27 protein-coding genes and 3 pseudogenes are annotated in these 24,407 nt (G+C 72.2%); 11 read left to right on the forward strand and 19 right to left on the reverse strand.

The window, feature by feature from the left end; genetic code table 11:
* Positions 1-88 precede the first annotated feature (88 nt).
* Complete coding sequence (locus tag AC3CH1_RS07570) at positions 89-1,171, forward strand: C40 family peptidase (protein ID WP_488462216.1); 1,083 nt, start codon at positions 89-91, stop codon at positions 1,169-1,171.
* 345 nt (positions 1,172-1,516) lie between these two features.
* Positions 1,517-2,935, forward strand: a complete 1,419-nt coding sequence (locus AC3CH1_RS07575; protein WP_488462217.1) for a PP2C family protein-serine/threonine phosphatase — start codon at positions 1,517-1,519, stop codon at positions 2,933-2,935.
* On the opposite strand, the gene AC3CH1_RS07580 is transcribed toward AC3CH1_RS07575, so the two are convergent.
* The 3 genes from AC3CH1_RS07580 to AC3CH1_RS07590 form a co-directional block, all read right to left on the reverse strand.
* The gene (locus AC3CH1_RS07580; protein WP_018959825.1) at positions 2,917-3,255 is read right to left on the reverse strand and encodes a DUF2516 family protein; all 339 of its coding nucleotides are present in this window, start codon (positions 3,253-3,255) and stop codon (positions 2,917-2,919) included. The genes AC3CH1_RS07575 and AC3CH1_RS07580 overlap by 19 nt on opposite strands.
* A 146-nt stretch (positions 3,256-3,401) precedes the next feature.
* Positions 3,402-4,094: a hypothetical protein gene (locus AC3CH1_RS07585; protein WP_488462218.1), complete on the reverse strand. Its 693-nt coding sequence runs from the start codon at positions 4,092-4,094 to the stop codon at positions 3,402-3,404.
* Between the two features lie 35 nt (positions 4,095-4,129).
* A complete protein-coding gene (locus tag AC3CH1_RS07590) occupies positions 4,130-4,615 on the reverse strand; it encodes a helix-turn-helix domain-containing protein (protein ID WP_488462219.1) in 486 nt (161 codons plus the stop codon).
* Positions 4,616-4,801: 186 nt separating this feature from the next.
* On the opposite strand from AC3CH1_RS07590, the gene AC3CH1_RS07595 reads away from it, so the two are divergent.
* The 5 genes and pseudogenes from AC3CH1_RS07595 (at position 4,802) to AC3CH1_RS07615 (ending at position 9,055) form a co-directional block, all read left to right on the forward strand.
* Positions 4,802-5,899: a barstar family protein gene (locus AC3CH1_RS07595; protein WP_488462239.1), complete on the forward strand. Its 1,098-nt coding sequence runs from the start codon at positions 4,802-4,804 to the stop codon at positions 5,897-5,899.
* Positions 5,900-5,950: 51 nt separating this feature from the next.
* The gene (locus tag AC3CH1_RS07600) at positions 5,951-6,805 is read left to right on the forward strand and encodes an alpha/beta fold hydrolase (protein ID WP_488462220.1); all 855 of its coding nucleotides are present in this window, start codon (positions 5,951-5,953) and stop codon (positions 6,803-6,805) included.
* Between the two features lie 362 nt (positions 6,806-7,167).
* A pseudogene (locus AC3CH1_RS07605) lies at positions 7,168-7,359 on the forward strand (peptidoglycan-binding domain-containing protein); the annotation flags it as partial.
* A 167-nt stretch (positions 7,360-7,526) separates the two neighbouring features.
* On the forward strand, positions 7,527-8,261 hold the full coding sequence (locus tag AC3CH1_RS07610) for an HAD-IA family hydrolase (RefSeq protein ID WP_488462221.1): 735 nt from the start codon (positions 7,527-7,529) through the stop codon (positions 8,259-8,261).
* Between the two features lie 3 nt (positions 8,262-8,264).
* Positions 8,265-9,055: pseudogene (locus AC3CH1_RS07615) on the forward strand (phosphotransferase).
* An 88-nt stretch (positions 9,056-9,143) separates the two neighbouring features.
* Here the strand turns inward: AC3CH1_RS07615 and AC3CH1_RS07620 are convergent.
* Positions 9,144-9,860: a TetR family transcriptional regulator gene (locus AC3CH1_RS07620; RefSeq protein ID WP_488462222.1), complete on the reverse strand. Its 717-nt coding sequence runs from the start codon at positions 9,858-9,860 to the stop codon at positions 9,144-9,146.
* Positions 9,861-9,895: 35 nt separating this feature from the next.
* Positions 9,896-10,681: a TetR/AcrR family transcriptional regulator C-terminal domain-containing protein gene (locus AC3CH1_RS07625; protein ID WP_488462223.1), complete on the reverse strand. Its 786-nt coding sequence runs from the start codon at positions 10,679-10,681 to the stop codon at positions 9,896-9,898.
* A gap of 143 nt (positions 10,682-10,824) precedes the next feature.
* Between AC3CH1_RS07625 and AC3CH1_RS07630 the strand changes: the two genes are divergently transcribed.
* Positions 10,825-11,832 carry an ATP-binding cassette domain-containing protein gene (locus AC3CH1_RS07630; protein WP_488462224.1) on the forward strand — a complete coding sequence of 336 codons (1,008 nt, stop codon included), beginning with the start codon at positions 10,825-10,827 and terminating at the stop codon, positions 11,830-11,832.
* The gene (locus tag AC3CH1_RS07635) at positions 11,825-12,667 is read left to right on the forward strand and encodes an ABC transporter permease (protein ID WP_488462225.1); all 843 of its coding nucleotides are present in this window, start codon (positions 11,825-11,827) and stop codon (positions 12,665-12,667) included. The genes AC3CH1_RS07630 and AC3CH1_RS07635 overlap by 8 nt, the downstream gene beginning before the upstream one ends.
* Before the next feature lie 137 nt (positions 12,668-12,804).
* Here AC3CH1_RS07635 and AC3CH1_RS07640 read toward each other — a convergent pair whose 3' ends face one another.
* From AC3CH1_RS07640 to AC3CH1_RS07650, 3 genes are read right to left on the reverse strand one after another with little or no spacing between them, the layout of a single operon-like run.
* Positions 12,805-14,058, reverse strand: coding sequence for a GNAT family N-acetyltransferase (locus AC3CH1_RS07640; protein WP_488462226.1), 1,254 nt, complete (start codon positions 14,056-14,058; stop codon positions 12,805-12,807).
* Positions 14,059-14,082: 24 nt separating this feature from the next.
* The gene (locus AC3CH1_RS07645; RefSeq protein ID WP_488462227.1) at positions 14,083-15,069 is read right to left on the reverse strand and encodes an asparaginase; all 987 of its coding nucleotides are present in this window, start codon (positions 15,067-15,069) and stop codon (positions 14,083-14,085) included.
* A gap of 50 nt (positions 15,070-15,119) precedes the next feature.
* Positions 15,120-15,776 carry an RsiG family protein gene (locus tag AC3CH1_RS07650; protein ID WP_488462228.1) on the reverse strand — a complete coding sequence of 219 codons (657 nt, stop codon included), beginning with the start codon at positions 15,774-15,776 and terminating at the stop codon, positions 15,120-15,122.
* Between the two features lie 115 nt (positions 15,777-15,891).
* Here AC3CH1_RS07650 and dtd point away from each other — a divergent pair, with 115 nt between their 5' ends.
* The gene (dtd, locus tag AC3CH1_RS07655) at positions 15,892-16,341 is read left to right on the forward strand and encodes a D-aminoacyl-tRNA deacylase (protein WP_488462229.1); all 450 of its coding nucleotides are present in this window, start codon (positions 15,892-15,894) and stop codon (positions 16,339-16,341) included.
* Positions 16,342-16,386: 45 nt separating this feature from the next.
* On the opposite strand, the gene ygfZ is transcribed toward dtd, so the two are convergent.
* The 6 genes from ygfZ to AC3CH1_RS07685 all read right to left on the reverse strand — a co-directional run bounded on the left by ygfZ (position 16,387) and on the right by AC3CH1_RS07685 (position 21,347).
* A complete protein-coding gene (gene ygfZ, locus AC3CH1_RS07660) occupies positions 16,387-17,352 on the reverse strand; it encodes a CAF17-like 4Fe-4S cluster assembly/insertion protein YgfZ (RefSeq protein WP_488462230.1) in 966 nt (321 codons plus the stop codon).
* 9 nt (positions 17,353-17,361) lie between these two features.
* Positions 17,362-17,910: a Fur family transcriptional regulator gene (locus tag AC3CH1_RS07665; RefSeq protein WP_488462231.1), complete on the reverse strand. Its 549-nt coding sequence runs from the start codon at positions 17,908-17,910 to the stop codon at positions 17,362-17,364.
* A gap of 73 nt (positions 17,911-17,983) precedes the next feature.
* The gene (locus AC3CH1_RS07670; protein WP_007446360.1) at positions 17,984-18,556 is read right to left on the reverse strand and encodes a heme-binding beta-barrel domain-containing protein; all 573 of its coding nucleotides are present in this window, start codon (positions 18,554-18,556) and stop codon (positions 17,984-17,986) included.
* Positions 18,557-18,835: 279 nt separating this feature from the next.
* Positions 18,836-19,717 carry a hypothetical protein gene (locus AC3CH1_RS07675; RefSeq protein WP_488462232.1) on the reverse strand — a complete coding sequence of 294 codons (882 nt, stop codon included), beginning with the start codon at positions 19,715-19,717 and terminating at the stop codon, positions 18,836-18,838.
* Positions 19,714-20,544, reverse strand: a complete 831-nt coding sequence (locus AC3CH1_RS07680; RefSeq protein ID WP_488462233.1) for a hypothetical protein — start codon at positions 20,542-20,544, stop codon at positions 19,714-19,716. Before AC3CH1_RS07680 ends, AC3CH1_RS07675 begins: the two co-directional genes overlap by 4 nt.
* Entirely contained in the window at positions 20,541-21,347 is an 807-nt protein-coding gene (locus AC3CH1_RS07685; protein WP_488462240.1) for a hypothetical protein, read from the reverse strand. The genes AC3CH1_RS07680 and AC3CH1_RS07685 overlap by 4 nt, the downstream gene beginning before the upstream one ends.
* Before the next feature lie 162 nt (positions 21,348-21,509).
* Here AC3CH1_RS07685 and AC3CH1_RS07690 point away from each other — a divergent pair, with 162 nt between their 5' ends.
* The gene (locus AC3CH1_RS07690) at positions 21,510-21,872 is read left to right on the forward strand and encodes a DsrE family protein (RefSeq protein WP_488462234.1); all 363 of its coding nucleotides are present in this window, start codon (positions 21,510-21,512) and stop codon (positions 21,870-21,872) included.
* Between the two features lie 49 nt (positions 21,873-21,921).
* Here AC3CH1_RS07690 and AC3CH1_RS07695 read toward each other — a convergent pair whose 3' ends face one another.
* The 5 genes and pseudogenes from AC3CH1_RS07695 to AC3CH1_RS07715 form a co-directional block, all read right to left on the reverse strand.
* Complete coding sequence (locus tag AC3CH1_RS07695) at positions 21,922-22,179, reverse strand: DUF3099 domain-containing protein (protein WP_488462235.1); 258 nt, start codon at positions 22,177-22,179, stop codon at positions 21,922-21,924.
* A gap of 218 nt (positions 22,180-22,397) precedes the next feature.
* Positions 22,398-22,685, reverse strand: a complete 288-nt coding sequence (locus tag AC3CH1_RS07700) for a DUF1416 domain-containing protein (protein ID WP_003968135.1) — start codon at positions 22,683-22,685, stop codon at positions 22,398-22,400.
* A 47-nt stretch (positions 22,686-22,732) separates the two neighbouring features.
* Positions 22,733-23,572 carry a sulfurtransferase gene (locus AC3CH1_RS07705; protein WP_488462236.1) on the reverse strand — a complete coding sequence of 280 codons (840 nt, stop codon included), beginning with the start codon at positions 23,570-23,572 and terminating at the stop codon, positions 22,733-22,735.
* A 164-nt stretch (positions 23,573-23,736) separates the two neighbouring features.
* Positions 23,737-23,817, reverse strand: coding sequence for a putative leader peptide (locus tag AC3CH1_RS07710; protein WP_350240574.1), 81 nt, complete (start codon positions 23,815-23,817; stop codon positions 23,737-23,739).
* A gap of 215 nt (positions 23,818-24,032) precedes the next feature.
* Positions 24,033-24,300 (reverse strand): annotated as a pseudogene (locus AC3CH1_RS07715) (LmeA family phospholipid-binding protein); the annotation flags it as partial.
* Positions 24,301-24,407 lie beyond the last annotated feature (107 nt).

Raw genomic sequence — 24,407 nt, forward strand, 5'->3', positions numbered from 1 at the left:
TGCCCAGAAGTTACTGACGGTAAATCAGATGCACGTTGTCGCCTTCGTTCGGAGGCGGACCCGGAGCAACAGCCCGGAGGGGGAGCTCGTGAACCGACGCCACTGCGCCACTGCCGCCATCACGCTGGTCTGTGCGCTGGCCCTGCTGACGACCACGGGCCAGGCCATGGCCGCCCCGGTTCCGGAGCCCTCGCCCTCCCCGTCCGCCTCCGCCGGCGCGCCGCCCCGCTACTCCAACGCGGACCTCGAAAAGGTGCGCGAGCAGATCGACACGCTGTACCGGAAGGCGGGCGCGGCGACGGACGCGTACAACCTCGCCGAGGAGCAGACGAAGAAGCAGTCCGGCGAGATCGTGAAGCTGGCCAAGGCCATCGTCGACGGCCAGGCGCGCATCGCCGCCCTGAAGGACCGGGCCGGGGCCCAGGCCCGCGAGCAGTACCGCAACGGCGGCCTGCCGCCCGGCGCGCAGCTGGCCCTGAGCACCGACCCGAAGCTGTTCCTGGACGGGCTCAACCAGGTCCGCCAGAGCCAGCAGGCGTCCAAGTCGCTCCTGACCGACCTGACCCAGACGCAGCAGGACCTGGAGACGTACACCCAGGACGCCAGCACCAACTGGGAGAAGCTGGAGACGATCCGGGTCAAGCAGGCCAAGGCCAAGAAGAAGATCAACGCCCAGATCAAGGCGGCGGAGAAGCTCGAATCGCAGCTGGAGCAGAAGGAGCGCGACCGGCTCCGCCAACTGGAGCGGGACGCCGCGGACAAGGCACAGACCGCCTGGCTCTCCTCCGGCGCCGTCAAGGACGTCAGCGGCGAGGCGAGCGAGGGCGGAGCGGCCGCGGTGGCCTTCGCGACGGCGCAGATAGGCAAGCCGTACGTCTGGGGAGCCGAGGGCCCCGGTTCGTACGACTGCTCGGGGCTGACCTCACAGGCGTGGCTGGCGGCGAAGCGCACGATCCCGCGCACCTCGCAGGAACAGTGGCGGCTGCTGCCGCGTATCGACGTCCAGGACATGCGCCCCGGCGACCTGATCATCTACCACGCCGACGCCAGCCACGTCGGGATGTACGTCGGCGACGGCGCGATCGTCCACGCCCCGCGCCCCGGTCGCAACGTCACGCTGGCCGGCGCCGGCTCGATGAAGATCCTCGGCGTGGTCCGCCCGGACAAGTAGGACCGACCGGACAGGTACCCGAGGCCGGCGACCGGACAGGTACGCAGGACCGGGGCGACCCGGTCAGGTGGCACGGCCCTTCCCGGGCCGTGAGCGGGGCCACGTGAGCGGGGCCACGCCGCCGCCCGTGGGCGCGTGATGTTTGTCATGCGCGCTTCTCCGCCGTTATGGCCGCCCGTCGCGCCGGATCCGTGTGGGGACGCGGCTTATGGCGGCGCGTCCGGCGGGGACCGGTCCCGGTGCGCCATTCCGTTCCCCCACCGCGGACCGCTATCGTCCCCGTCTGGCGGATCGTCGATCGTCGACCCGCCGTGCCCTCGGGGGGAGGGAAGGAAACGCGAACCGATGCCCGTACCCGTACCGCAGCAGCGAGCCGTTCCCGCTGCGGAGACCTCGCACGGCGACCTCACCCTGCTGGTGATCGAGGACGACCCGGCGGGCACCACCATCACCGTCCCCGAGCTCTCGGCAGCGGCCGGGACCCGGGTCCGTATCCGTACCGCCCGCAACCTCACCGAGGCCGCGCGGCTGCTCACCGACGACGTCGACTGCATCCTCCTGGACCTGGCGCTGCCCCTGACGGGCGGCGGGTCCGGCCCCGGGGCGCCCACCACGGACGCCGGGGCGGCAGGCACCGGCGCGTCCGGCGGGTCGCTGCCCGAGCCCGTCTCCGCGCGGGCCGACGAGCTGGCGGCCCTCGCTTACGTACTCCGCATCGCGCCGCTGCACGCGGTCCTCGCGCTGACCGCGCAGGACGACACGGAGCTGGCGGCCGAGGCGGTCCGGGTCGGGGCGCAGGACTATCTCTTCCGGGGCGAGCTGGACGCGCGCGTCCTGAGCCGCGCCATCCGGTACGCCGTGGAGCGCAAGCGCGCCGACATCGCCCAGCACCAGCTGACCGAGTCCCGGCTGCGCGCCCAGGAGAACGCCCGCCTGGAACGCGGCCTGCTCCCCACCCCGCTGCTGGACGGTTCCGGGCTGAGCTTCGCCGCCCGCTACCGCCCCGGCCGCAGCCGCGCCCTCCTCGGCGGCGACTTCTACGACGTCGTCCGCACCCCGGACGGCACGGTGCACGCGATGATCGGCGACGTCTGCGGACACGGCCCGGACGAGGCTGCGCTCGGCGTCGAGCTGCGGATCGCCTGGCGGGCGCTGACCCTGGCCGGGCTGTGCGGGGACGAGCTGCTCTCCACGCTCCAGCAGGTGCTGGAGCACGAGCGGCAGAGCGAGGAGATCTTCGCGACGCTCTGCACCGTGGACATCGCCCCCGACGGGCGGCGGGCCGGACTCTGCCTCGCCGGGCATCCCGCACCGCTGCTCGCCCGCCACGGCCTCCCCGCCCGGCTGCTCCCGTACGAGGACGGCGGCCCGGCCCTGGGGCTGCTGCCACGGGCCCGTTGGCCGCGCCGTCAGGTGGAGCTGGGCGGCGCCTGGAGCCTGATGATGTACACGGACGGCCTCATTGAGGGGCGCGTGGGGACCGGCGGCAGTGAGCGGCTCGGCCAGGACGGCATGGTCGCGATGGTCAACAGCCGGCTGGAACAGGGGCTGGCGGGCGAGGAGCTGCTGGAGGCGGCGGTCGCCGAGGTGCGGGAGATGAACGGCGGCGAGCTGACCGACGATGTGGCGGTCCTGCTGCTGGGCCGCGATCCGGAGCGGATACGACGATGGGGCGGCAGCGCACCGCGCTCCCACCCCGCGTCCGTCGACCGGCCGCCGCCCCCGCACGCGCGGGCGGCGAGGGCTCAGCGCCCGCCGTTGTAGGGACCGTACGGGCCGTCACTGCTGGAGCCGCCGCTGCGGCCACCGCCGCCGCCCGAGACCGCCTTGAGCGCGGGACGCACGTCGACCATGAACACGATCGACGCGACCACACCCGCGAGCTGTAGGAAGAGCATCGGGATCAGCAGGTTCACGGCGACGGCGACACCCAGGATCACCAGCCAGAAGGATTTCTTCTTCTTGTCGGCGGCACGGTAGGCGTCCTCACGGGCGGTCGCCGCGAAGACGAACGCGACCACGGCCAGCACCAGCATCGCCAGATAGAGCAGCTGGAGGAGCGAGCCGAACGCTGAGAGCAACATGGTGTGTACCGCCTAGTGAGTGGATGAGCGCCCTGCGGCCGAGAAGGCCAAGGTACCGGGACAACGAGCCGGCCACCCGTAAAGGTGCCCGCCTCGCGCCCCGGTCACGCGTCCCGCGAACCGCGTACCGGAAGGACCCGTGGGGGTCACTTGCCGGCGGGCGGCGGGGTCTTCCTGGCCGCGGGCTTGCGCGGCGCGGGCGTCTTCTTGGCGGGCGCGGTCTTGGCCTCGGCGGACTCCACCGGGGCGGCGGGCTTGGTCGCGGCGGGCGCGGTCTTCGTCGCGGCGGGCTTCGCGGCAGGCGCGGCGGGCTTCGCGGCAGGCGCGGCGGGCTTCGCGGCAGGCGAGGCCTTGGTGGCGGCGGGCGCGGCCTTCGGCTTGGGCTCCGCCTCGACGACGGCGGCGATCTCGACGATCTCCTCGGCGGTCTCCCCGCGCCAGGTCCGTACCGTCTGCTCGCCGTGCTCGGCGACCTTCTCGTACGTCTCCCGGGCCTTGATCGCGTACTCGGCGGCCACGCCCACACTGCGGAGCGCCAGGTCCTGAGCGCTCTCGCCCAGCTTCTTCAGGTCGGCGGCGTCGAGCGAACCGAACACCTCGGTGACCTTCGCCTGCACGGTGGCCTGGGCCTCCTTGGCCTGCGTGGTCACCTTCTCCTGCACGGCCTTGGGGTCGGTGTTGCGCACCGCTTCGATCCGCTCGGGCGCCTCGGCCCGCAACTGCTCGATCAGCGCCGGGACCTTGCGCGCCTGCTGCACGGCCAGGTCGGCCGTGCCGGCGGCGAAGTAGAGGGGGGTGGGGTCGGTGAGGGTCTTGCGCAGGTCATCGGTGATGGCCATGACTGTGGTCCTCCCGGATCATCAGAACCAGCTGTTCAGCTGTGAGGGTCTTGGTCTTCGGCAGCGTCCGCACCGGCACCGTCGCCGTTACGGGGCGCGGCATCTTCACGGGGCCCGGCATCGCCGCCCGCGCCGGCGTCGGCGTCCGCTTTCCCGTCCGCGTCGGGCCCGGGGACGAATCCGTTCTCGCGGCGGAAGGAGTCGTAGATCTGCAGCAGCACGTTCTTCTGCCGCTCGTTGATCGACGGATCGGCCAGAATCACCGCCCGCGTCTCCAGCTCCTCCCGCTCCCGCTCGTCGAGGATCCCCGCACGGACGTACAGGGTCTCGGCCGAGATCCGCAGCGCCTTGGCGACCTGCTGGAGCACGTCCGCGCTGGGCTTGCGCAGACCGCGCTCGATCTGGCTGAGATACGGGTTCGACACCCCGGTCGCCTCGGCGAGCTGCCGCAGCGAGAGCTGCGCCGCACGGCGCTGCTCCCGCAGGTACTCCCCGAGATTGCCGACGTTGAGTGATGCCATGACTCGATAGTGCACACCCTTGCTAACTTTTGCAAGCACATGCTTGCAAAAGTGTCGCGTGCCACTGCCCTGGGCGCCCGCGCCTGAGCGGCTCTTCGAGGCAGATGACATCGAGTCGTGCCGGCTGACACCGAGCACGTGCGCAGCCGGCCGGCGACGGCCGACTCCGCCGTCGGGCTGTCGGGCATCATTCCCGCTGTGCATGAGGACGAGAACGAGCGCGTGCGCGCCCGGTACACGCTGACCGAGACTGAGCACGGCCATGTCTGGGGCGTCTGCGCCGAGGCGGAGGGGCTGTTCAGGGAACCCCGGCGTGGGACGTACGAGCTGTTCGGTTGGGTGCCGGAGGAATCCGGCGTACGCGCTGGGGTCGGCAGCCGGGTGTGGCTGGTCCCGGACGACGAGTCACTCGACGCCTGGCTGCTGGAGGACGCGGAGCGCTTGGGGAAACCGTGCGGGACGGACAGTCTGTTGCTCACCGGCATGGACGACTACGAAGGTCCGCCCGAGGGGTACAGAGGGCGCGTCCGCCTCCACGACGGGCATCGCTGGCTGGGCTCCTGCCGGGAGTTCACCCGTATCCTGCCGCCCGACGAGGCGCCGCCCCCGCTGGTCCTGCGCGGGCTCGCGCCGAGTGATCAGCTGAGAGCGGCGCTGATGAAAGGCACCCGGCGGGCGCTGGATCTGGAGAGGACCGCTTTGGAGATACAGGACGGCCAGGGCGAGCTGCTTGCCGACCGACCGCTGTGGGCCACAGTCAGTGGCTGGCGCCCGTCCGCATGCGGAGCAGACCTGATCGACCTGGAGCTCGACGGGGGCGGCTTCACCCCCGTTGCCGCATACGCCCGGCCCATCTGGGAGCGGTGGCTCTCCGGGCCGCCGGACGCCGTGAACGCCTGGGCCGACCTGGATACCCGCCGACGCGGGGCCTGGCATGACCTCGTCCGGGAGCGGGCCTGCCGGCGTACCCACCGTGATCGGCCGGCCGGTCACCCCTACGAACTCGACGGCCGGCACGTCACCGACCCACCAGCCCTCTACCTGGCACTCGGCGAGGCGGTCAACGGGCCGGGCGGCTACTTCGGCGGCTGTCTCGCCGCCCTTGACGACTGCCTGCGCGGCACCTTCGGCTACACCGCGCCCGCCACCCTGCTCTGGCGAGACGCGGCGACCGCACGCGGGCACCTGTCCCACGCCCTGAGACCGGATGGCCGGCCGTACGACCTGTTCTCCGCAGTCCTCGAGTCCCTGACCGAGGGCGGCATGGATGTCACCCTGGCATGAGCCGGCGCCGGCGGATCTTGTTCCGAAGATCGTTCTGTTGGAGGCTGAAGCATGCATACTCAACCGACGTTCATCCTTGTCCACGGCGCCTTCGCGAATTCGTTCTCGTTCGCGCCCCTCCAGGCCGAACTCGCCCTGCTCGGGCACCGCTCGGTCGCGGTCGACCTTCCGGGGCACGGATTCGAGGCGACGTCGCCGGCGTCCTACCAGGCTCCCCAGGATCTGGACACGCTGGCCACGGAGCCGGGAGGCATCGAGGGAGTCACGCTCGCGGACAACGTCGCCCGCGTGATCGACGTCCTCGAACGGGCCAAGCGGAACGGCCCCACCGTCCTCGTCGCCCACAGCAGGGGCGGCATCACGACCACCGCCGTCGCCAACGCCCGGCCCGACCTGATCGACCGGATCGTCTACGTCTCCGCCTGGTGCCCCGTCGAGCTGGAGGTGGGGGGCTACTACGCCCAGCCGGAGATGGCCGACGTCGACGCGGGAGCCCTCACCGCCGCACTCGTCGGGAACCCGGCCGAACTCGGGCTGCTGCGCTTCAACTTCCGCACGGCCGACCCGACAGCGCTCACCGCGCTCAAGCAGGCCTTCGCCGCCGACCTCACCGATGACGAGTTCCGGACCTTCCTCAGCACCTTCCAGTGCGACGAGAACCTCGACGCCGGTACGGCCGCCGACCGGGCACAGGCCACGACCTGGGGCCGGATACCCAGGACCTACGTCCGCCTGGACGCCGACGCCAGCGTTCCGCCCGCCGTGCAGGACCGCATGATCCGCGAGGCCGACGCGCTCACCCCCGACAACATCTTCGACGTCCGGACCCTCGCCGGCAGCCATCTGCGCTGGCTCGTCCACCCGAAGCCCGCCGCCGAACTGCTCGCCGGCCTCGCGGCACTCTGACCGCCCGCCCGCCCGGCCGAGGAGAGCCGACGCCGCGCGTTCCCGGCCGGGCGCGGGAGCCACCGGGGACCGGGTGACAGGCGGGGCCGGAACGGAAATCAGCCCACCCATACGCGTGTTGGGCCCCCCAGTGGGCCCGTGGGCCCCTGACCGGGCAGCCGCCCGGCCCTATCTTCTATGCGAGTAGATCCTCGTATCCATCCACTGACGCCGCTCACCCGGACACCCACGCACCCTGACGTCCCACGGGCTCGACCCGCTTCGAGGGAGACATGATGTGCCCAGCCTGTGCGACCGCCGCCTCGCCGACGGGGACACCTGCGGACCGGGAGAGCCCGGACCGCGGCCTGTCCCGTCGGCGGCTGCGGCAGGGGGCGAGCGGGTCCCACGTCCGCGCCCCGCAGACCACGCTGAACAGACGCGGTGCCCGCCTGGCGGTCGACGGCGGGTTCGGTTCCGTCACCACGAGCGCCGTACGCGCCTACCAGAGCGGCAACCGTCTGGTAGCCGACGGCGAGGCGGGCCCGGTGACCTGGCGGGCGCTGACCGACTGACCGCCGCCGAGTGTGGGACACACGGTGACGCGTGATGTCCCGCGGGCCGCCCGCAAGGGCGGCAGTGGTCGACCATGAGCGGTCCGGCGGCCGTTTATGGTCGACCACGTCCCCCTCCCCACCCGGCGCACCATCGCCGAAACCCACCGCAGGAGTCCGGTACCAGGATGCGTACGCGACCCGCCCCCGGCGACAACGGCACCCCGGCAGCGACTCCCCCGGCCCTTCCGGCTTCCCCAGCCACCCCGGCCCCTCCGGCCCCCGCGGGGCGCGCCTTCGACGCGGTGCTCTGCGATCTCGACAACGTCGTCCGCTTCTACGACACCGCCCCGCTCGCCGCCCTGGAGCGGGCCGCCGGTCTTCCGGAGGGCACCACGACCGACATCGCCTACGCGCCCGAGGTCGATCTCCCGCTGCTCCTGGGCCGGATCACCCCGGACGCCTGGGTGGCGGCCATCGCCGCCGGGCTCGTGGAGCGGGTGGGCGCGGACCGGGCACTCGAACTGGGCCGGGCACTCGCGGACGCGCCGTTCCGGGCCGATGAGGAGGTGGTGGCGCTGCTGCGCCGGGCCAGGACCCACGTCCCCCTGGTGATCGTCACCAACGCGACCCTCCAACTGGACGCTGATCTGGCCCTGTTGGGCCTGTCCGACCTGGCCGACTCGGTCGTGAGCAGCGCGGTGGAGCAGGTGGCCAAGCCCGACCCTGCCATGTACCGCATCGCGGCCGAGCGGGCGGGCGTACCGCCGGACCGGTGCCTGTTCGTGGACGACCGGCAGGAGAACGTCGACGCGGCCGCCGCCCTCGGCATGACCGGTGTCCTCTACCGCGAACCGGCGGATCTGCGCGCCGCGTTGGGGCCCTGCGCGGAGCGGGCTCCGCAGCCCGGCCGGGAGCGTTGACCCGTGGACCGGGACCCGGAGGTGCTGTCCGGCGGACTGGCCAACGCCGGAGCCGTCGTCCGTCACGGCGACGCCGTCGAACGCCCCGCCCCACCGCATGCCGCCCTCCTGCACAGCCACCTCGGGCCCTCCGGGAGCAGGGGTTCGACGGCGTACCCGTCCCTCTGGGGGTCTCGGCCTCCGAACGTCGCGAGCGGCTCTCGTACGTCCCCGGCAAGGTCGCCGTCGCCCCGTACCCGCCGTGGGCCTGGACGGACGGGGCCCTGCGCTCCGTGGGGGTGCTGCTCCGGCGCATGCACGACGCGGCGGCGGCCGTTCCGTCAGGCCGGGCGGCCTGCTGGCCCGCCGACCTGGCCGACCCGGAGGGGGCGACGGCTCCCGGCGCGGTGGTCTGCCACAACGACGTGTGCCTGGAGAACGTGGTGTTCCGGGACGGCCGCGCCGCCGCGCTCATCGACTTCGACCTGGCCGCGCCCGGCCGCCCGGCGTGGGACGTGGCCATGGCGGCGCGCTACTGGGCGCCGATGCGGGGCCGGGCCGGCCTCGACCCGCCGCACCGTCTACGGGTCCTGGCCGACGGCTACGGGCTGGGGCGCGCGGACCGGGCCGCCCTGCCCGGGCTGATCGAGCAGGCCACCGCCGTGTGCCGGACGTTCGTCGAGTCGCGGGTGGCGCGGGGGGACGCGGCGTACGTAGCGGCGTACGAGGAGAGCGGCCGTGCGGCGTGGGACCGGCACCAGACCTGGCTGGTGGACCATCACCGCGAGCTGACCGCCGCCCTGTTGGCCGACTGACCGCCGCCCTGTTGGCCGACTGACCGCCGTCAACCCGCCGGGGCCCCCGCTCGCCGGCTGACCACCGCCGACCCACCGGCCGCGCGCCTCAGGCGCGCGGCTGCGGCTCCAGGCCCGTCCGCAACTGGACGAACGCCTGCTCGGCCGCCCTTACCGCGGACGCGTGGACCCGGTCCGCGCTCTCCCCCGCGTCGATCCGCCGCCAGTTCTCCAGGGCCAGGATGCGCAGGACGGCGATGATCTGCCCGGCCGCCAGCCGTTCGGGCAGCCCGCCGCCGAGGGCGCGGGCGAGTGCCGCCTCGGAGCGGCCCTGGTAGGCGTACATGCGGGCCACCAGGGACGGCGTTCCGTACAACAGGCGGAGGAACGCCAGCACTTCCGGTACGTCACAGAGTCCGGTCACCGGGTCGCGCCGGTCGAGGCCGTCGAGGAAGTGGCGGCACAGGGCGTCCAGCGGGCCCTCGCCGGGGGGCCGGTCGGCGACCACCCGGGCGGACTCGTCCTCGTGGTCGGCGAACCGGTGCAGGACCAGGTCCTCCTTGGCGGGGAAGTACCGGAAGAGCGTCGGCTTGGAGATGTCCGCCGCGGCCGCCACCTCCGCCACGGACACCTTGTCGAATCCGCGCTCCAGGAACATCGTGATGGCCGCGTCGGAGACCGCCTGATAGGTCAGCCGCTTCTTTCGCTCCCGCAGACCGACCGGTGCCGGGGGACGCTGCCGCGCGTGGCCGGCGGTCTGCCCGTCGACGCCGTTCCCGGGATCGTTCCCGGTCCTGCTCCCGGTGTTCTCTCCGCTCATGACCATGAAGCGTACGCCCTTGACCTCAAGCGGACTTGACGTCACCGCCCGGGGTGGGAGCCGTCGGCCGTCTTCCCGATGAGCGCTTCCACCCCGTCCAGCAGCACGCTCATGCCGAAAGTGAACTCGTACTCCGGGTCGTCCGGCTCGCTCATGATCCCGGCCTCCAGCTGCCGGGTGATCCCGGGGTGCCGCTCGGGATCGACGAGCCGCTTGAGTGTCCGCTCGTAGGACGCCGACAGCTCATCGGGCGACACTCCGCGCGCGGTGACGGCGGCCGCCAGGTCGCTCATCAGGAGCGCTTCACTGCGGACGAAGCTGGAGACCAGCAGGATCACCGAGATCTTGTCGCCCTCGCCGAGACCGCTGCCCTCCAGCGCCTGGAGCCCCTGCTCCCACCAGGCGAGGGAGTTGGGGGTGGCGGGCGGCCCGCCGATGGGGATCCGGAGCACCCAGAGGTTGGCGCGGAAGCGGTCGCGCTGCGTGGCGGCCCACTCGGTGAGCGCCGCCCGCCAGCCCGCACCGGTCTCCAGGGCGGACAGGGGCTCCGGCGGGCCGACGGCCGCCTCCTGCATCAGGACGTACAGCTCGTCCTTGGCGGAGACGTACCGGTACAGGGACATCGTGGACGCGCCGACCTCCTGGGCGACCCGGCCCATCGACACGGCAGCGAGCCCGTCGGCCGCCGCGACGGCCACCGCCGCGGCCACGATCCGCTCCAGGCTCAGGCCGGGCTTCGGCCCCTTTGCCGGGCGGTCCCGCAGCCCCCAGGCCGCCTCCAGGCTGGCCGGCAGATCGCCGCCGCCCGAGCCGTTCTTCTCCGTCACCGCATCCCCTTCGCCCGCCGTCCCGACCACGCCGCCGTCCTGGCGCCGCCGCGCTCCTCGCCCCCGTGCGCCTTGACCCCATCCTAGAGATGCGTAATGCTTACGCAATAACGCGTATGTCATACGCAGAAGGAGGCCCGCCCATGACCGGCGCGACCGGAACCACCAGCAGCGGCAGCGGCGGAGCTGCCGACGGCGCCCACGCCATCGAGGCGTACGGCCTCACCAAGTCCTACGGAAAACCCGCCGTCCGGGTCCTCGACGGCATCGACCTCCAGGTCGGGCTCGGCACCGTCTTCGCCCTCCTCGGGCCGAACGGGGCCGGCAAGACCACCACCGTGCGGATCCTCGCGACGCTGACCGAGGCCGATTCCGGCTCCGCCCGTGTCGCGGGGTACGACGTCGTCGCCGAGCGGAGCGCGGTGCGCAGGTCGATCAGCCTCACCGGACAGTTCGCCGCCGTCGACGAGACCCAGACCGGCGAGGAGAACCTGCGGATGATGGCCCGGCTCACCGGGCTCTCCCGGGCCGACGCCCGGCGCCGGGCCGGGGAGCTGCTGGAACGCTTCGACCTCACCGCGGCGGCCCGTCGCCCCGTCCGGACCTACTCCGGAGGCATGCGCCGCCGCCTCGACCTGGCGGCCGGGCTCGTCGGCTCACCGGAGCCCGGCGTGTTCTTCCTGGACGAGCCGACCACCGGCCTCGACCCGCGCAGCCGGCAGGAACTCTGGGAGGTCGTCCGGGAGCTGGCCGCGAGCGGGGCGACCATCCTGCTCACCACCCAGTACCTGGAGGAGGCCGACCGCCTCGCCGACCGGATCGCCCTGCTGAACCGGGGCCGGATCGTCGCCGAGGGCACCGCCGCCGACCTCAAGTCGCGCGTCGGCGGCCACCGTCTCGACCTGGTCCTCACCAGCAGCGAGGCCTACCTCCGGCTGGCCGGCCGGGCCGTCCACCACTCCCCCGAGACCCTGACGCTCGGCCTCCCCACCGACGGCTCGGCGGCCCAGGTGCGCGCCCTGCTCGACGAGATCGACCCGACGGGCCACGAGATCGAACGCTTCGGCCTGTACAGCGCGACCCTCGACGACGTCTTCCTGGACCTGACCTCGAAGGCGCCCACGACTCCGGAGGCATCCACCCATGTCTGACACCGCCGTTCGGCGCGTAACCCCGGCCCGGCACACCGACGGGGCCGCGCGGCGCCCCGACCCCGGCCCCGGGCCCGGCCCGCTCACCCACACCGCCGTCATGGCCGCACGCGCCCTGCGCATCAGCAGCCGCAACACCGACGCGCTGATCACGTCGCTGGCCCTGCCGATCATGCTGATGCTGATCTTCGTCTACTTCTTCGGCGGCGCGATCGACACCGGGACGGGCTACGACTCGTACGTCATGTACGTCGTCCCGGGCGTCCTGCTCCTGTCCGCGGGGTTCGGCGCCGCGACCACCGCCACCGCCGTCAGCGAGGACATGAAGGGCGGCATCATCGACCGGTTCCGCTCCCTGGACGTGGGCGGTACGTCGGTGCTCGCCGGGCACGTGGCGGCGAGCACCGTCCGCAATCTCTGCGCCACCGCCCTGGTCTTCGGCGTCGCGCTGCTGATCGGCTTCCGCCCCACGGCCTCCTGGAGCGGCTGGCTCGTGGTGGGCGGTGTCCTGGTGGCCTACATCGTGGCCCTGTCCTGGATCTCGGCGGCGATCGGGCTGCTGGCCCGTACCCCGGAGGCGGCGAGCGGCTTCACGTTCTTCATGTCGTTCCTGCCCTACCCGAGCAGCGCGTTCGTCCCGACCGAGAACATGCCGGACTGGCTGCACGGCTTCGCCGACCACCAGCCGATCACCCCGGCCATCGAGTCCCTGCGCGGACTGCTGCTCGGCCAGGACGTGGGCAACACCCCCTGGATCGCGCTCGCCTGGGCCGCCGGGCTGCTCGCCGTGGCGATCGGCGTCTCGGGGACGCTGTTCCGGATCCGGACCCGCTGACCGCCGGATACGGACCCGCTGACCCGCTGACCCGGCGGAACCTCAACCGCTGACCGCCAACTCCGGACCCGCTGACCGCCGGCTCCGTCCGGCGGCACCTGTCCTGGTCCGGTCCCGGCGGCGGCAGCGGACAGGACTCAGAACACGTCCGGGCACCACGGTCGCCGGCCCGTACGGAACACGGCGTCCGCCGTCGTCGCCGCACCCGCCCGCAGCTCCTCGGCCCGGTCCAGGTCCACCAGCCGCCGCACGGACTCGTCGCCCAGATACAGCGTCGCCAACTCGGCCACGTCCAGGGCCAGATCGGCGCTCCGGGTGGTCGGGACGCACCGGGCGCCGTCGGTCGAGGCGTCCAGCAGGAAGCGGCCCCCGGCCAGCCCCGCGTCGTCCCGGACCTCCAGGACGAGCGACGCCTCGGTGCCGTAGGTCCGGGCCTCCAGGGCGCGCGGCACGTCCAGCATCCGCAGCCACAGCCAGTCCGAGTTCGTGACCAGCCGGGCCGCGCGCGGGTCGGGCAGCAGCAGCGGAAGCAGATCGTCGGGGGCGCGGTAGCCGGAGCGGACCGCGGTGATCCAGTCGACCGAGCAGAGGAAGTGCCACAGGGCCCGCTCGGCCGCCGGGTTCAGCGCGATCATGTCCCGTACGGAGGCGGTGTTCAGCGGCTGCTTGGCGTCGCCCCACTTGTCGTCCGTGCTGTACGTCATCAGGCCGTCGACCGTGCCGTCGGCGGCCCGGTGCACCACGTGGAAGGGCTCGGTCCACGTCTCGTGGTCCGGGCGGGGGGCGACCCCCGTGTGCCGCCGCCACCAGCGCTCCCCGCGGGTGACGATCCCGGGCTGCCGGGCCGCCAGCGCTTCATGCACCTCGGGGCCGATCTTGCGGATGTCGGCGCCGTCCACCATCTCGATCCGGCCACCGCCCGCCGGCTGACCGGAGCGGCGCGGGTCGAGGCCCGCCCGGTGCACGGAGACCTCCCACACGGCGCTCCAGGCCGCGGGGCCGAAACCGTACCGCCCGTAGATCGGGTACTCGGCGGCGATCAGCGAGGCGACCAGGTCGCCGCGCTCCTTGGCCGCCGCCAGGTCCGTCGCCATCATCCGGCTGAGCAGTCCGCGCCGGCGGTGGGTGGGCGTCACCGTGACCGCGGTGATCGCGTCGGCCGCCACGGTGGCTCCGCCGACGACGGTCAGCCGCTGTGTGAACGAGCGGAACGTCGCCACGCAGCGCCCGGCGTCGAAGACGCCCTGCGTGCGGGAGAGGTCGACATCGGCGAGCCGGTCCGCGGCGAGTTCCTCGCCCGGCCCCTGGCCGGCGGTCAGGAAGCCGGTGCCCACCGCCCTCATCCACTCGGGGAACTCGGACGCGGTGACGGTACGGACATCAAGGCTCATCCCTCCACGCTAGGCAGGCACCCCTCAGAATGTCGCGCGAATTTCCCCGACCTCCGCCGCCCCGCCCAGCAGCGGTGAGCGTCCGATCCGGGCGACCACCGGGGCGTCCACGCCCAGCAGCTCCAGGGCGCGGGCCAGCACCGGGCCGAGCGCCCGGGTGGCCCCGTCGTCGATCTTGAAGGCGAGGGCCCGGCCGTCGGCCAGGGCCACCGCCTGGACCGCCTCGGCGCCCATCTTGGAGAGCGTCCCCGGCACCTCGCGCATCAGCCAGGTGTCGGGACGCCGGGTGCCCGCGACGTACTCCGGGTGGGCGCGCATCGCGTCCGCGACCCGGCGCTCGGCGCTCCCGGGCTCCGCCAGCACGAAGGACCGGAACGCGCGGGCCAGGCCGGTCAGCCCGATCGCCATCAGCGGGGCCCCGCAGCCGTCCGTGCCGACCGCCGCGACCGGCTCGCCGGCGGCCTCGGCGACGACCTGCCCGACGAGCTGCTGGAGCGGATGGTCCGGGGCGAGGTAGGTCGCGGTGTCCCAGCCGTTGCGGACGCAGACGGCGAGCATGGCCGCGTGCTTGCCGGAGCAGTTCATCGTGATCCGCTCGCGCGCGTTCCCGTTCGCGAGGTAGGCCTCCGCCTCCACCGGGTCCAGCGGCAGGTCCGGCGGGGTCCGGAGGTCGGCCGGGCTCAGCCCGTGTTCGGCGAGCATCTTCCGCACGAGGTCGAGGTGGAAGGGTTCCCCGGAGTGGCTCGCGGCGGCCAGCGCCAGCCGTTCGCCCGAGAGGTCGAGGCCGGCCCGCAGGATCGCGGCGGCCTGCATCGGCTTGTTGGAGGACCGGGGGAAGACCGGCGCCGCCGGGTCCCCGATCGCCCGCTCCACGCTGCCGTCGGCGGCCAGCAGGACCAGCGCCCCCCGGTGGTGCCCCTCCGTGAACCCGGAGCGCACGACCTCGGCCAGGACGGGCGGGGCGGGGGCCGGGGCGGAGGATATGGCGGACGGGGCGTCGGTGGACGTCATGGTGGCCTTCCGGGGACGGGGGTGCGGGACCCGCGCCCGGAAGGGTCGCTTCAGGCGAGCAGGTCGTCTACTTGTGCTTCCCCGTCACGGTACCTGCGGGCCATCTCCGCGCCGCAATCGTCGGCGGTGCGCTGGAGCTCGTGACGGCGGCGGGAGACCTGCTGTTCGTAGCGGACGAGCCGCCCCATCGCCGTGTGCAGCTCCTCGTCCGTCCGGGCCTCCAGGTCGGACAGCTCGACCTCGGCGAGGTTCTCGGCGGCGAGCTGCCGGAACTCGTCGCCGCGCGGCGTCGTCAGCGTGACGTGCCGCGCGGAGGTGCGGTGCCGGGACGGGGTGTCGGCCAGGATCTCGGAGAGCCGGCTCACCACCGCCGCGTCCTCCACGGGGGCCGCGGGGTCCCGGCGGCGGGCAAGTTCGGCGCGGAGGATGTCGATCCGGCCCTGCACCAGCCGGCGTACGTAACTGAGATCGGCCTCGTCGCGCTGGGCGTCCCGGCGCAGCGTCCGCAGCTCCGGCAGCCGCAGCCCGCCGAAGCCCGCGTCGCCGCCGGTCTGCTCGGGCACGGTGCCGGCCGCCGCGGGCGTCGCGGGTGGCGGTACGGGACCCTGCCCCGGCAGACTGCGCTGTACGGGTGACCGCAGGGTGCTGGTGCGGTGACGTCCGCTCGGTACGGCACCGGGAGATTGTCCGGCTCCATAGGTACTCATGCTGTTCCGTCCCCTCGACCGGTGCGTCGGCACACCGACATCGTGCATCGTGCCACTCCGCACGGTGCCGATGCAGGTGCTCTGTACCCGTTCAGCCCAAGATAGGTTGGTCTGTATGCGTGCAGTGGTGCAGAGAGTGGACGGCGCGAGCGTCTCCGTCGCCGGTGCGACGGACGACCTCTCGGCCCCCGGAGTCGTCGGGGAGATCGTCGGTGAGGGCCTGTGTGTGCTGGTCGGGGTCACCCATGACGACACCCCGGAGAAGGCGGAGCAGCTGGCCCGCAAGCTCTGGTCGGTGCGCGTCCTGGAGGGCGAGAAGTCCTGTTCGGATGTGAACGCCCCCCTCCTGGTGATTTCCCAGTTCACTCTCTACGGGGACGCCCACAAGGGCCGCCGCCCCACCTGGAACGCCGCCGCGCCCGGCGAGGTGGCCGAGCCGCTGGTGGACGAGGTGGTGGCGCGGCTGCGGGCGCTGGGGGCGCATGTGGAGACGGGCCGGTTCGGAGCGGACATGCGGGTCTCGCTCACGAATCACGGCCCGTTCACGGTGATCATCGAGGTGTAGCCGTACGCGGTGCTCCGTACGCGGAGTGCTCCGTACGCGGAGTGCTTACGGCTCGACGACCGTCTCCTGGGCGGCGGCCGTGTCGCCGGCGAGCAGCTCCGCGTCGACGGCCACGTTCCGCTTGACCAGGGCGAGGGCGATCGGGCCCAGCTCGTGGTGGCGGGCCGAGGTGGTGATGAAGCCGAGCTGACGGCCCTCCTGACCGTCGGCGGCCAGCCGCACCGGCGTCCCGTGGCCGGGGAGGTGCACCTCGCTGCCATCCAGGTGCAGGAAGACGAGCCGGCGCGGCGGCTTCCCCAGGTTGTGGACGCGGGCGACGGTCTCCTGGCCCCGGTAGCAGCCCTTCTGGAGGTGGACGGCGCCGCCGATCCAGCCCAGCTCGTGCGGGATGGTGCGGTGGTCGGTCTCGAAGCCGACGCGCGGCCGGTGGCCCTCCACGCGCAGCGCCTCGTACGCCAGGATCCCGGCGGCGGGGCCGTGGGCGGCGGCGTACGCCTCCAGGCCGGCGCGGGGCAGGAACAGGTCCCGGCCCTGCGGGGTCTCCCGTACGGCCGCCCCGTCCGGGACCTCGGCGATGGAACCGGCCGGGAGGTGGACGAGGGCGATGTCGCCGGTGCGGTCGGCGACCTCGACCCGGTAGAAGAACTTCATCGACTCCAGGTAGGCGATCAGCTCGCCCTGGGTGTCCGGCTCGACGTGCATCCACACCGTCGTGCCGTCGTCGACCAGATACATCGCGTGCTCGATGTGTCCGTTGGCGGACAGGATGAGCGCCTCGGTGGCCTGGTGCGGGGCGAGGTCGCTGACGTGCTGGGTGATCAGCAGGTGGAGCCAGCTCAGCCGGTCGTCGCCGGTGACGGTGATGACGCCCCGGTGGGAGAGGTCGACGAAGCCGTTGCCGTCGGCCAGCGCACGTTGCTCGCGGAACAGGTCGCCGTAGTGCGCGGCGACGCCTTCGTCGCGGCCTTCGGCGGGAACGGCACCGGGCAGGGACAGCAGGGGGCTCTTCATGCGCCCAGCCTACGACTTGGCGGGGGCGCCCTTCGCGGGCGTGTTCGCACCCGAGTCGGCGGACCCGCCGGAGGCCCCGTCCACGACCCCGCCCGCGGCGCCGTCCGCCACCCCGTCCGTCGACCCGTCCGCCGCCGCTTTCGCCGCCGCGCACCCGGCGCAGCGGCCGAAGATGGCGAAGTGCTTCATGTCCGTCTCGAAGCCGAAATCGGCGCGCAGTTTCTCGGTGAACTCGGCGACGACGGAGAGATCCGCCTCGATGACGTCCGCACAGTCCCGGCAGACCAGGTGGATGTGGTGGTGCCGGTCGGCCAGGTGGTACGTCGGGGCGCCGTGCCCCAGATGGGCGTGGCTCACCAGCCCGAGCTCCTCCAGGAGCTCCAGGGTCCGGTACACCGTGGAGATGTTCACGCCGGACGCGGTCCTGCGCACCTCGCACAGGATGTCGTCCGGAGTCGCGTGCTCCAGGGCTTCGACCGCCTCCAGGACGAGCTGACGCTGGGGCGTCAGCCGGTAGCCGCGCTGCCGAAGATCGGTCTTCCAGTCGGTGCTCACCACACGCCCAGTGTAGGGCGGGGCGAGCACCGGGCAGCCGCCCCGGTTCCGGACGGGCCCCCCGCCCCAGGAATCCCTACTTGAAGAACGCGATGCCGTCGTCGGGCATGTCCTCGAGGTTCCGCGCCATCTCGGCGACCTCCTCGGGGGTGACGACCTTCTTCAGGTGCGCCGACATGTACGGACGCAGCTCGACCTCGGGGGTGGCCTTCTCGCCGACCCACATGAGGTCGCTCTTGACGTACCCGTAGAGCCGCTTGCCGCCGCTGTACGGGCCAGAGGCCGCCGTGCGGGCCACCGCGTCGGTGACCAGGTCGATCTGCGGTTTCTGGTGGGCCAGCTCGCCGTACCAGATCTCGATGACGCCCTGGTCGCGGGCCATGACGACCTCGACCTTGCGGTCCTTGTCGATACGCCAGTAGCCGGTCTCGGTCTCCAGCGGCCGGACCTGCTTGCCCTCGTCGTCCAGGACCCAGGTGTGGGAGACGTACTCCAGGAAGTCACGGCCGTCGTGGCTGAAGGTGACTTCCTGGCCGAAGTTGCACTTCTCGGCGCCGGGGAAGTCGGACACGCCCGCGCCCGCCCAGTTGCCGAGGAGGAAGGCCAGCGGGACGAGGTCCGGGTGGAGGTCGGACGGAATCTCGATCATGAGCGGCTCAGACGATCTGTGAGGGTGCGACGGGTGGGCGGGGAACTGTGGGACGGCGAAGGTCAGCGCTGGCCCTGGTACAGCTTCTTCACGGTGATCGCGGCGAAGGCGGTGACGCCCACGCAGACCAGGATCAGCAGGGCGGAGAAGAATGCCTCAAGCACAGGGGGCTCCTCGTGACGAGCGGGTGGCGGCGGCGACAGGGCCGGGCCCCAGCCTAATGGGTGGGGGCCCGGCCTTCTCGTTCAGGTGTCGGCCGCGGGCCGCCGCGGCCGGCACTCAGGCGAGCAGCTGGTTCTGGAGGATCAGCGTCTGCTGGAAGGGGACCCCGTCCGTCTCCCGCTTCCCGGAGCGCTCGTGCACGACGAGGGCGAGCGTGTCCCCCGCCAGGGTGTACGCCTGCCGGACGTGTTCGGCCCCGAAGGGCGACTGCTCGGCGAAGACGAACGACGAGGTGTTCTTGAAGTCGTTCTGCGAACTCCAGGAGCCGTCGATCTCGGTGGTGTCCGTGCGGTCCAGCGGCGTACCGGCCGACGAGCCCACGTTCAGGTCGTCGAGCATGCCGCTCGCGAACGCCGTCGAGGTGAACCGCACCAGGTAGATCCGGGACGTGGTGCCGTCCGGCATCGTCCAGCCGCGGGCCGCGATGTGGCGCGGCGCGGCGTCCTTCAGGAGCTGGGACACCGACGACCGGTCCTGCTGCCGGTACGCGTCCAGGAACGTCTCCGTGGAGATCCAGCCGCCGGGCAGCTTCTTGTCCGGCACCGCTCCGGCGGGGGCCGGCAGCAGCAGGTCGCGCAGGTCGGCGTGGTGGATCTCAGCCAGGTTGCCGGCCCCGGACGGCCGGGGCGAACCGGCCGGGAGCGCGGGCAGGGACAGCTCCGGATAGTCCCAGCGGCCGTCGCCCTCGGTGGCGAGCCCGGGGACGTCGGTCCGCTCCAGGGAGGCGATCCCGAAGGCCGTACCGGTGCCGAGCACCCCGAACGCCAGCGCGGCGGCGGTCCACCGGCCCACAGCGCGCAGGACCCGCCGGGGCGGCTTCGGCGACGCCTCGGGCGCCTCGGGCGGGACGACGGGCGGCGCGAACACGTTGACGGAAGGCGGTGCTTCGGGCATCGCGGGCGTCCCGGTGGCCTCGGGGGTTACCGTCTGCTCGCTCATATGTACTCCCCCGGGGACGCGATGTGGTCGAGCTGGTCCTTCATCAGGTCCGCGACGTCGGACGGGCTGAACGGCTTGCTGCCGCTCGCGTCGACGGTGACCGAGACCTCTCCCTCGTACGCGATGCAGGTGATGCCGTCGAGGGTGTTCTTGTCGCCCTTGGGCAGCCGGTAGCAGGTGGCCTTCTTGTGGCCGGCGATCGACGGCCCCTTGCGGAGGACGTCGACGGAGTCCAGCAGCTCCTTGCGGTTCACGTACGACGTGCGGACCGCCCGCTTGTCCTGCATCTTCATGATCTGGACGTTCACGACGAGATCGTTGGCGTCCGAGGTGTACGAGCGTTGCGCGATGCCCCGAATACGGAGTTTCTCGACGTACTTGTTCAGTTCGCGGCGGTCCTTCCCGGCCAGGCCGCGCCCCATCTCCTTCATCGCCGCGGCGGCCTTGGCCCCGCTCGTCTCGCTGTCGTTGCCGAGTTCGCCGATGTCCGGGCCGAGCCGGTAACCCTTGGGCACCGGAAGCAGGAGCTTGGTCAGCTCGGTGTCGTGGCGGCCCCGGGCCGGACCGCCCGCCGAGTCCCCGCCCGAGGGCATGTGGTCCACGTCCAGGACGGTCGTGGTGACCGCCCGGTCCGCGGTGTCCACGGCGTTCTTCGTGTAGGCGGCCGCGCCGCCGACCGCCCCGAGCACCAGGACGACGGGCAGAGCGGTCAGCACCACCCGTCGCACCCGACGGGCGGGGGCGGGCACGGGCGCGGGCGCGAGGGCCTCGGCCGACCCGGTCGGGCCGGTGGGGCCGGTGACGGGGTTCGTGTCGTCGTCGTTCACAGCCGCTCCAGCTGTCGCTCGGCCAGCGTCCGGATGTCCTTCTTGCTGATCGGGACGGTGTCGAAGATGTTGATGTCGAGGACGATGTCACCGCGTACGGCCAGAGCCCTGGCCCGGTAGGACGGGAGGTATCCCGCCTTCCGCTCGACCGGGTAGAGGAAGTGGCGGCCCTCGCGGCTGCCCTTGACCGGGTCCCCCGGGTTGCCCGCGCCGTCCTTGTCCCACGGCATGTACATCAGCTGGTCGCCGAAGTGCTCCGCCGCGCCGTGCCGGTCACCGGACCGGAACTGGAGCAGCTGGACACCGGCCTCCCGGTGCTCCCCCTGCCGCCACGCGACCGAGGCGACCCGACGCAGATCGAGCTCGGAAAGCGTCTCGAACATGAAGTGCGGGTCGTCGTAGTACGTCTCGGCGTACTGATCGAGCGGCTGCCAGCCGTCGTCGAGGCCCAGCTCGTCGGTGATCGTCTTCTTCGCGCCCTTGGGCCGGTCGACGAGCAGCTTGCGCAGGTCTCCGTCCGTCCTGACCCGCCGGTCCTGAGCCGCGGGCAGCGGGGCCGGAGCCCGGTCGGCGGACAGCGGCTTCGCCGGGTAGGCGAGGCCGGGCTGCGACAGGGCGGCCAGTGGCGTCGGCGCCCGCTCGGCCTGGATGCCGTAGCCCACGGCCACCCCACCCGAGATCCCGAGCAGCGCCGCCGCCGCGATGATCAGCGTCGTACGTCCGCGCGGCCGGCGGCGTACCGGCGCATCGACGGCGGCAGGCGGCTCCGTCGGCACGGGCGGCACGGGCGGCACGGGCGGCACGGGCGGCACGGGCGCGGACCCTTCCGGCGCGGCAGGAATGGTGTCGTTCGGTTCCAAAAGGGTCCCCCCAAGAGACCTGAAGCGCGGGTTCCCTTACCTGCGCGCACAAGTGACCCCCAGGTCAGCAAGGAGGTTGCGTCCCGGACGATTACAGTTCGGCATATGCCGAAGAAGCTTGTGATCAAGGTGACCGCCGGGCCCGAGGCCGCCGAGCGCTGCTCCCAGGCCTTCACCGTGGCGGCCGTGGGCGTCGCCAGCGGTGTGGACGTCTCGCTCTGGCTGACGGGTGAGTCCTCGTGGTTCGCCCTGCCGGGCCGGGCCGCCGAGTTCGAACTGCCGCACGCGGCCCCGCTGCCGGACCTGTTGGACTCGATCCTGGCGGGCGGCCGGATCACCCTGTGCACCCAGTGCGCGGCCCGGCGCGACATCGGCGAGAAGGACGTGCTGGAGGGCGTGCGGATCGCGGGCGCGCAGGTCTTCGTGCAGGAGGCCATGGCGGACGGCGCCCAGGCGCTCGTCTACTGAGCGGACGACCGGGCGGGGGCTTCCCCGGCCCGGCAGGAACTCCCCCGGCTCAGCGGCGCTTCCTGCCGTCCAGCTCGTCCCACCACTCGTCGGACTTCGGGTCGCCGGACGGGTCGTCCCACCAACGGTCGTCCGGGCCCCGCCGGTTGGCGACCATCGCGGCGACGGGCGGGATCACCATGGCGACCACGCACATGCCGATGGCGACCGGCATGGACCACAGGCGCACCACGGCCCACGCGGACACGAAGAGCGCGATGCATCCGCCCATCATGAGGAAGTAGTTCCGCCTGCGTCGGGCGTACATGCTTCCAGCGTAGGACCCCCCGGGCCGCCCGCCCACCCGGTGGGGGCCCCGGGACGGCACGAAGGGCCGCACCCCGCGTCAGGTGGCGTCCAACCCCCTGGGGTGCGGCCCTTCGGCCGTTCTTCGCGCCGTACGGAACGGCGTACGGCGGATCGTCACGGATCAGCGGCGTACCGCGGACCGTCACGGATCAGCGGCGTACCGCGGACCGTCGCGGATCAGACGGCGATGGCGACCTCGGAGAGCCCGCCGGTCTGCGCGACGACCGTGCGGTCGGCGCTGCCGCCGGGAACCAGGGCGCGGAGCGTCCAGGTTCCTTCGGCGGCGTAGAACCGGAACTGTCCGGTCGCCGAGGTCGGGACCTCGGCGGTGAACTCGCCGGTCGAGTCCAGCAGCCGCACGTAGCCGGTGACGGGCTCGCCGTCGCGGGTCACGCTGCCCTGGATCGTGGTCTCACCGGGCTTGATCGTCGAAGCGTCGGGGCCACCGGCCTGTGCTCCACACATGGTTCTGTCCTTCTGGTCGGGTCGTGCGGGTCGGTCGGTCGGTCGGACTACTTGGCGGGGCCGAGCTCGATCGGCACGCCGACGAGGGAGCCGTACTCGGTCCAGGAACCGTCGTAGTTCTTGACGTTCTCCTGGCCGAGCAGCTCGTGGAGCACGAACCAGGTGAGCGCGGAGCGCTCACCGATGCGGCAGTAGGCGATGGTGTCCTTCGCCAGGTCGACCTGCTCGTTCTCGTAGAGCGCCTTGAGCTCGTCGTCCGACTTGAAGGTGCCGTCGTCGTTGGCGTTCTTCGACCACGGGATGTTGCGGGCGCTCGGCACGTGGCCGGGGCGCTGCGACTGCTCCTGCGGGAGGTGGGCCGGGGCGAGCAGCTTGCCGCTGAACTCGTCGGGCGAGCGCACGTCGACCAGGTTCTGGTTGCCGATGGCCTTGACGACGTCGTCGCGGTAGGCGCGGATCGACTCGTCCTGCGGCTTGGCCGTGTACTGGGTGGCCGGGCGCGTCGGGACGGCGTCGGTCAGGTCGCGGGAGTCGAGCTCCCACTTCTTGCGGCCGCCGTCGAGGAGCTTCACGTTCTCGTGGCCGTAGAGCTTGAAGTACCAGTAGGCGTAGGAGGCGAACCAGTTGTTGTTGCCGCCGTAGAGGACGACCAGGGTGTCGTTGCCGATGCCCTTCTCGCTGAGCAGCTTCTCGAAGCCGGCCTGGTCGACGAAGTCCCTGCGGACCGGGTCCTGGAGGTCCTTGGTCCAGTCGATCCGGATCGCGTTCTTGATGTGGTTCTTCTCGTACGCCGAGGTGTCCTCGTCCACCTCGACGATGGCGACCTGCGGGTCGTCGATGTGGGCCTCGACCCAGTCGGCGTCTACCAGGACGTCGCTGCGGCTCATGTTGTTCTCCTCCGGGGCAGTGTGCGGCGGGGTGGTGCGAGATGCGGAGTTGCTGGGTGCGGATGTACGCGCGAGGGCACGGAACGCGGCGCGTACGGGGCACGGGGCCGGCCCTGACTACGGTCGAAGGGCCGGGGAGAGACGGGACGGCGCGAACGCCCCGCTCAGGAGGTGCGACAGAGCATGGCGGCGACGCGGCACAGGTCTACTGCCCGCCGCTTCGTGAGATCCGCCTGTCGCTTCATGGGTCCGATCGTAGGGAGGTACGGACGGAGATGTCACCGTCGTGTCGCATGATGAGACACGATCATCCGTGATGTGAGACGCGCACGGGGTGAACGGGCCGGGGATCCAGCGCCGAGCTCCCCCGAGCCTGCCCCGCATCTGCGGACCGGACACGGGCGTCTCACTATCCGGATCCGGGTGCTTTCCGGCATGCCCGGGCAGCCCGGGTGGTCGGTCAGCCCGTCAGGGAGACGTCCGACCGGTCACCGAGATCTCCAGGCCCTTCTCGGTCACCTTGACCTCCCGGAGCTCCAGGCCCTTCGCAGCCCGTATGTCGCCCTGGAAGTCGGTCTCTCGCGGACCAGTCGCTCGACGCCGGGAAGGCCCTCGCCCGGCACCTTGTCCGCGCGCACCTTGATCATGTGGCCGTCGACGCGGGTCACGGTGGACAGCACGCTGCGCGAGATCGGCCGGCCGAGGAGCTCGACGGTGCCGGTGAAGCGGCGCACGAAAAACGCGAAAGCGTTTCACGATAAATGCGAAAACGACTACTTTCTGCCTTTGCGAGTAGGTTAATATCGGCTTGCATAACCAACGAGTAGGTTACACA

The organism is Streptomyces sp. MGP-P1 (genome assembly GCF_057766565.1).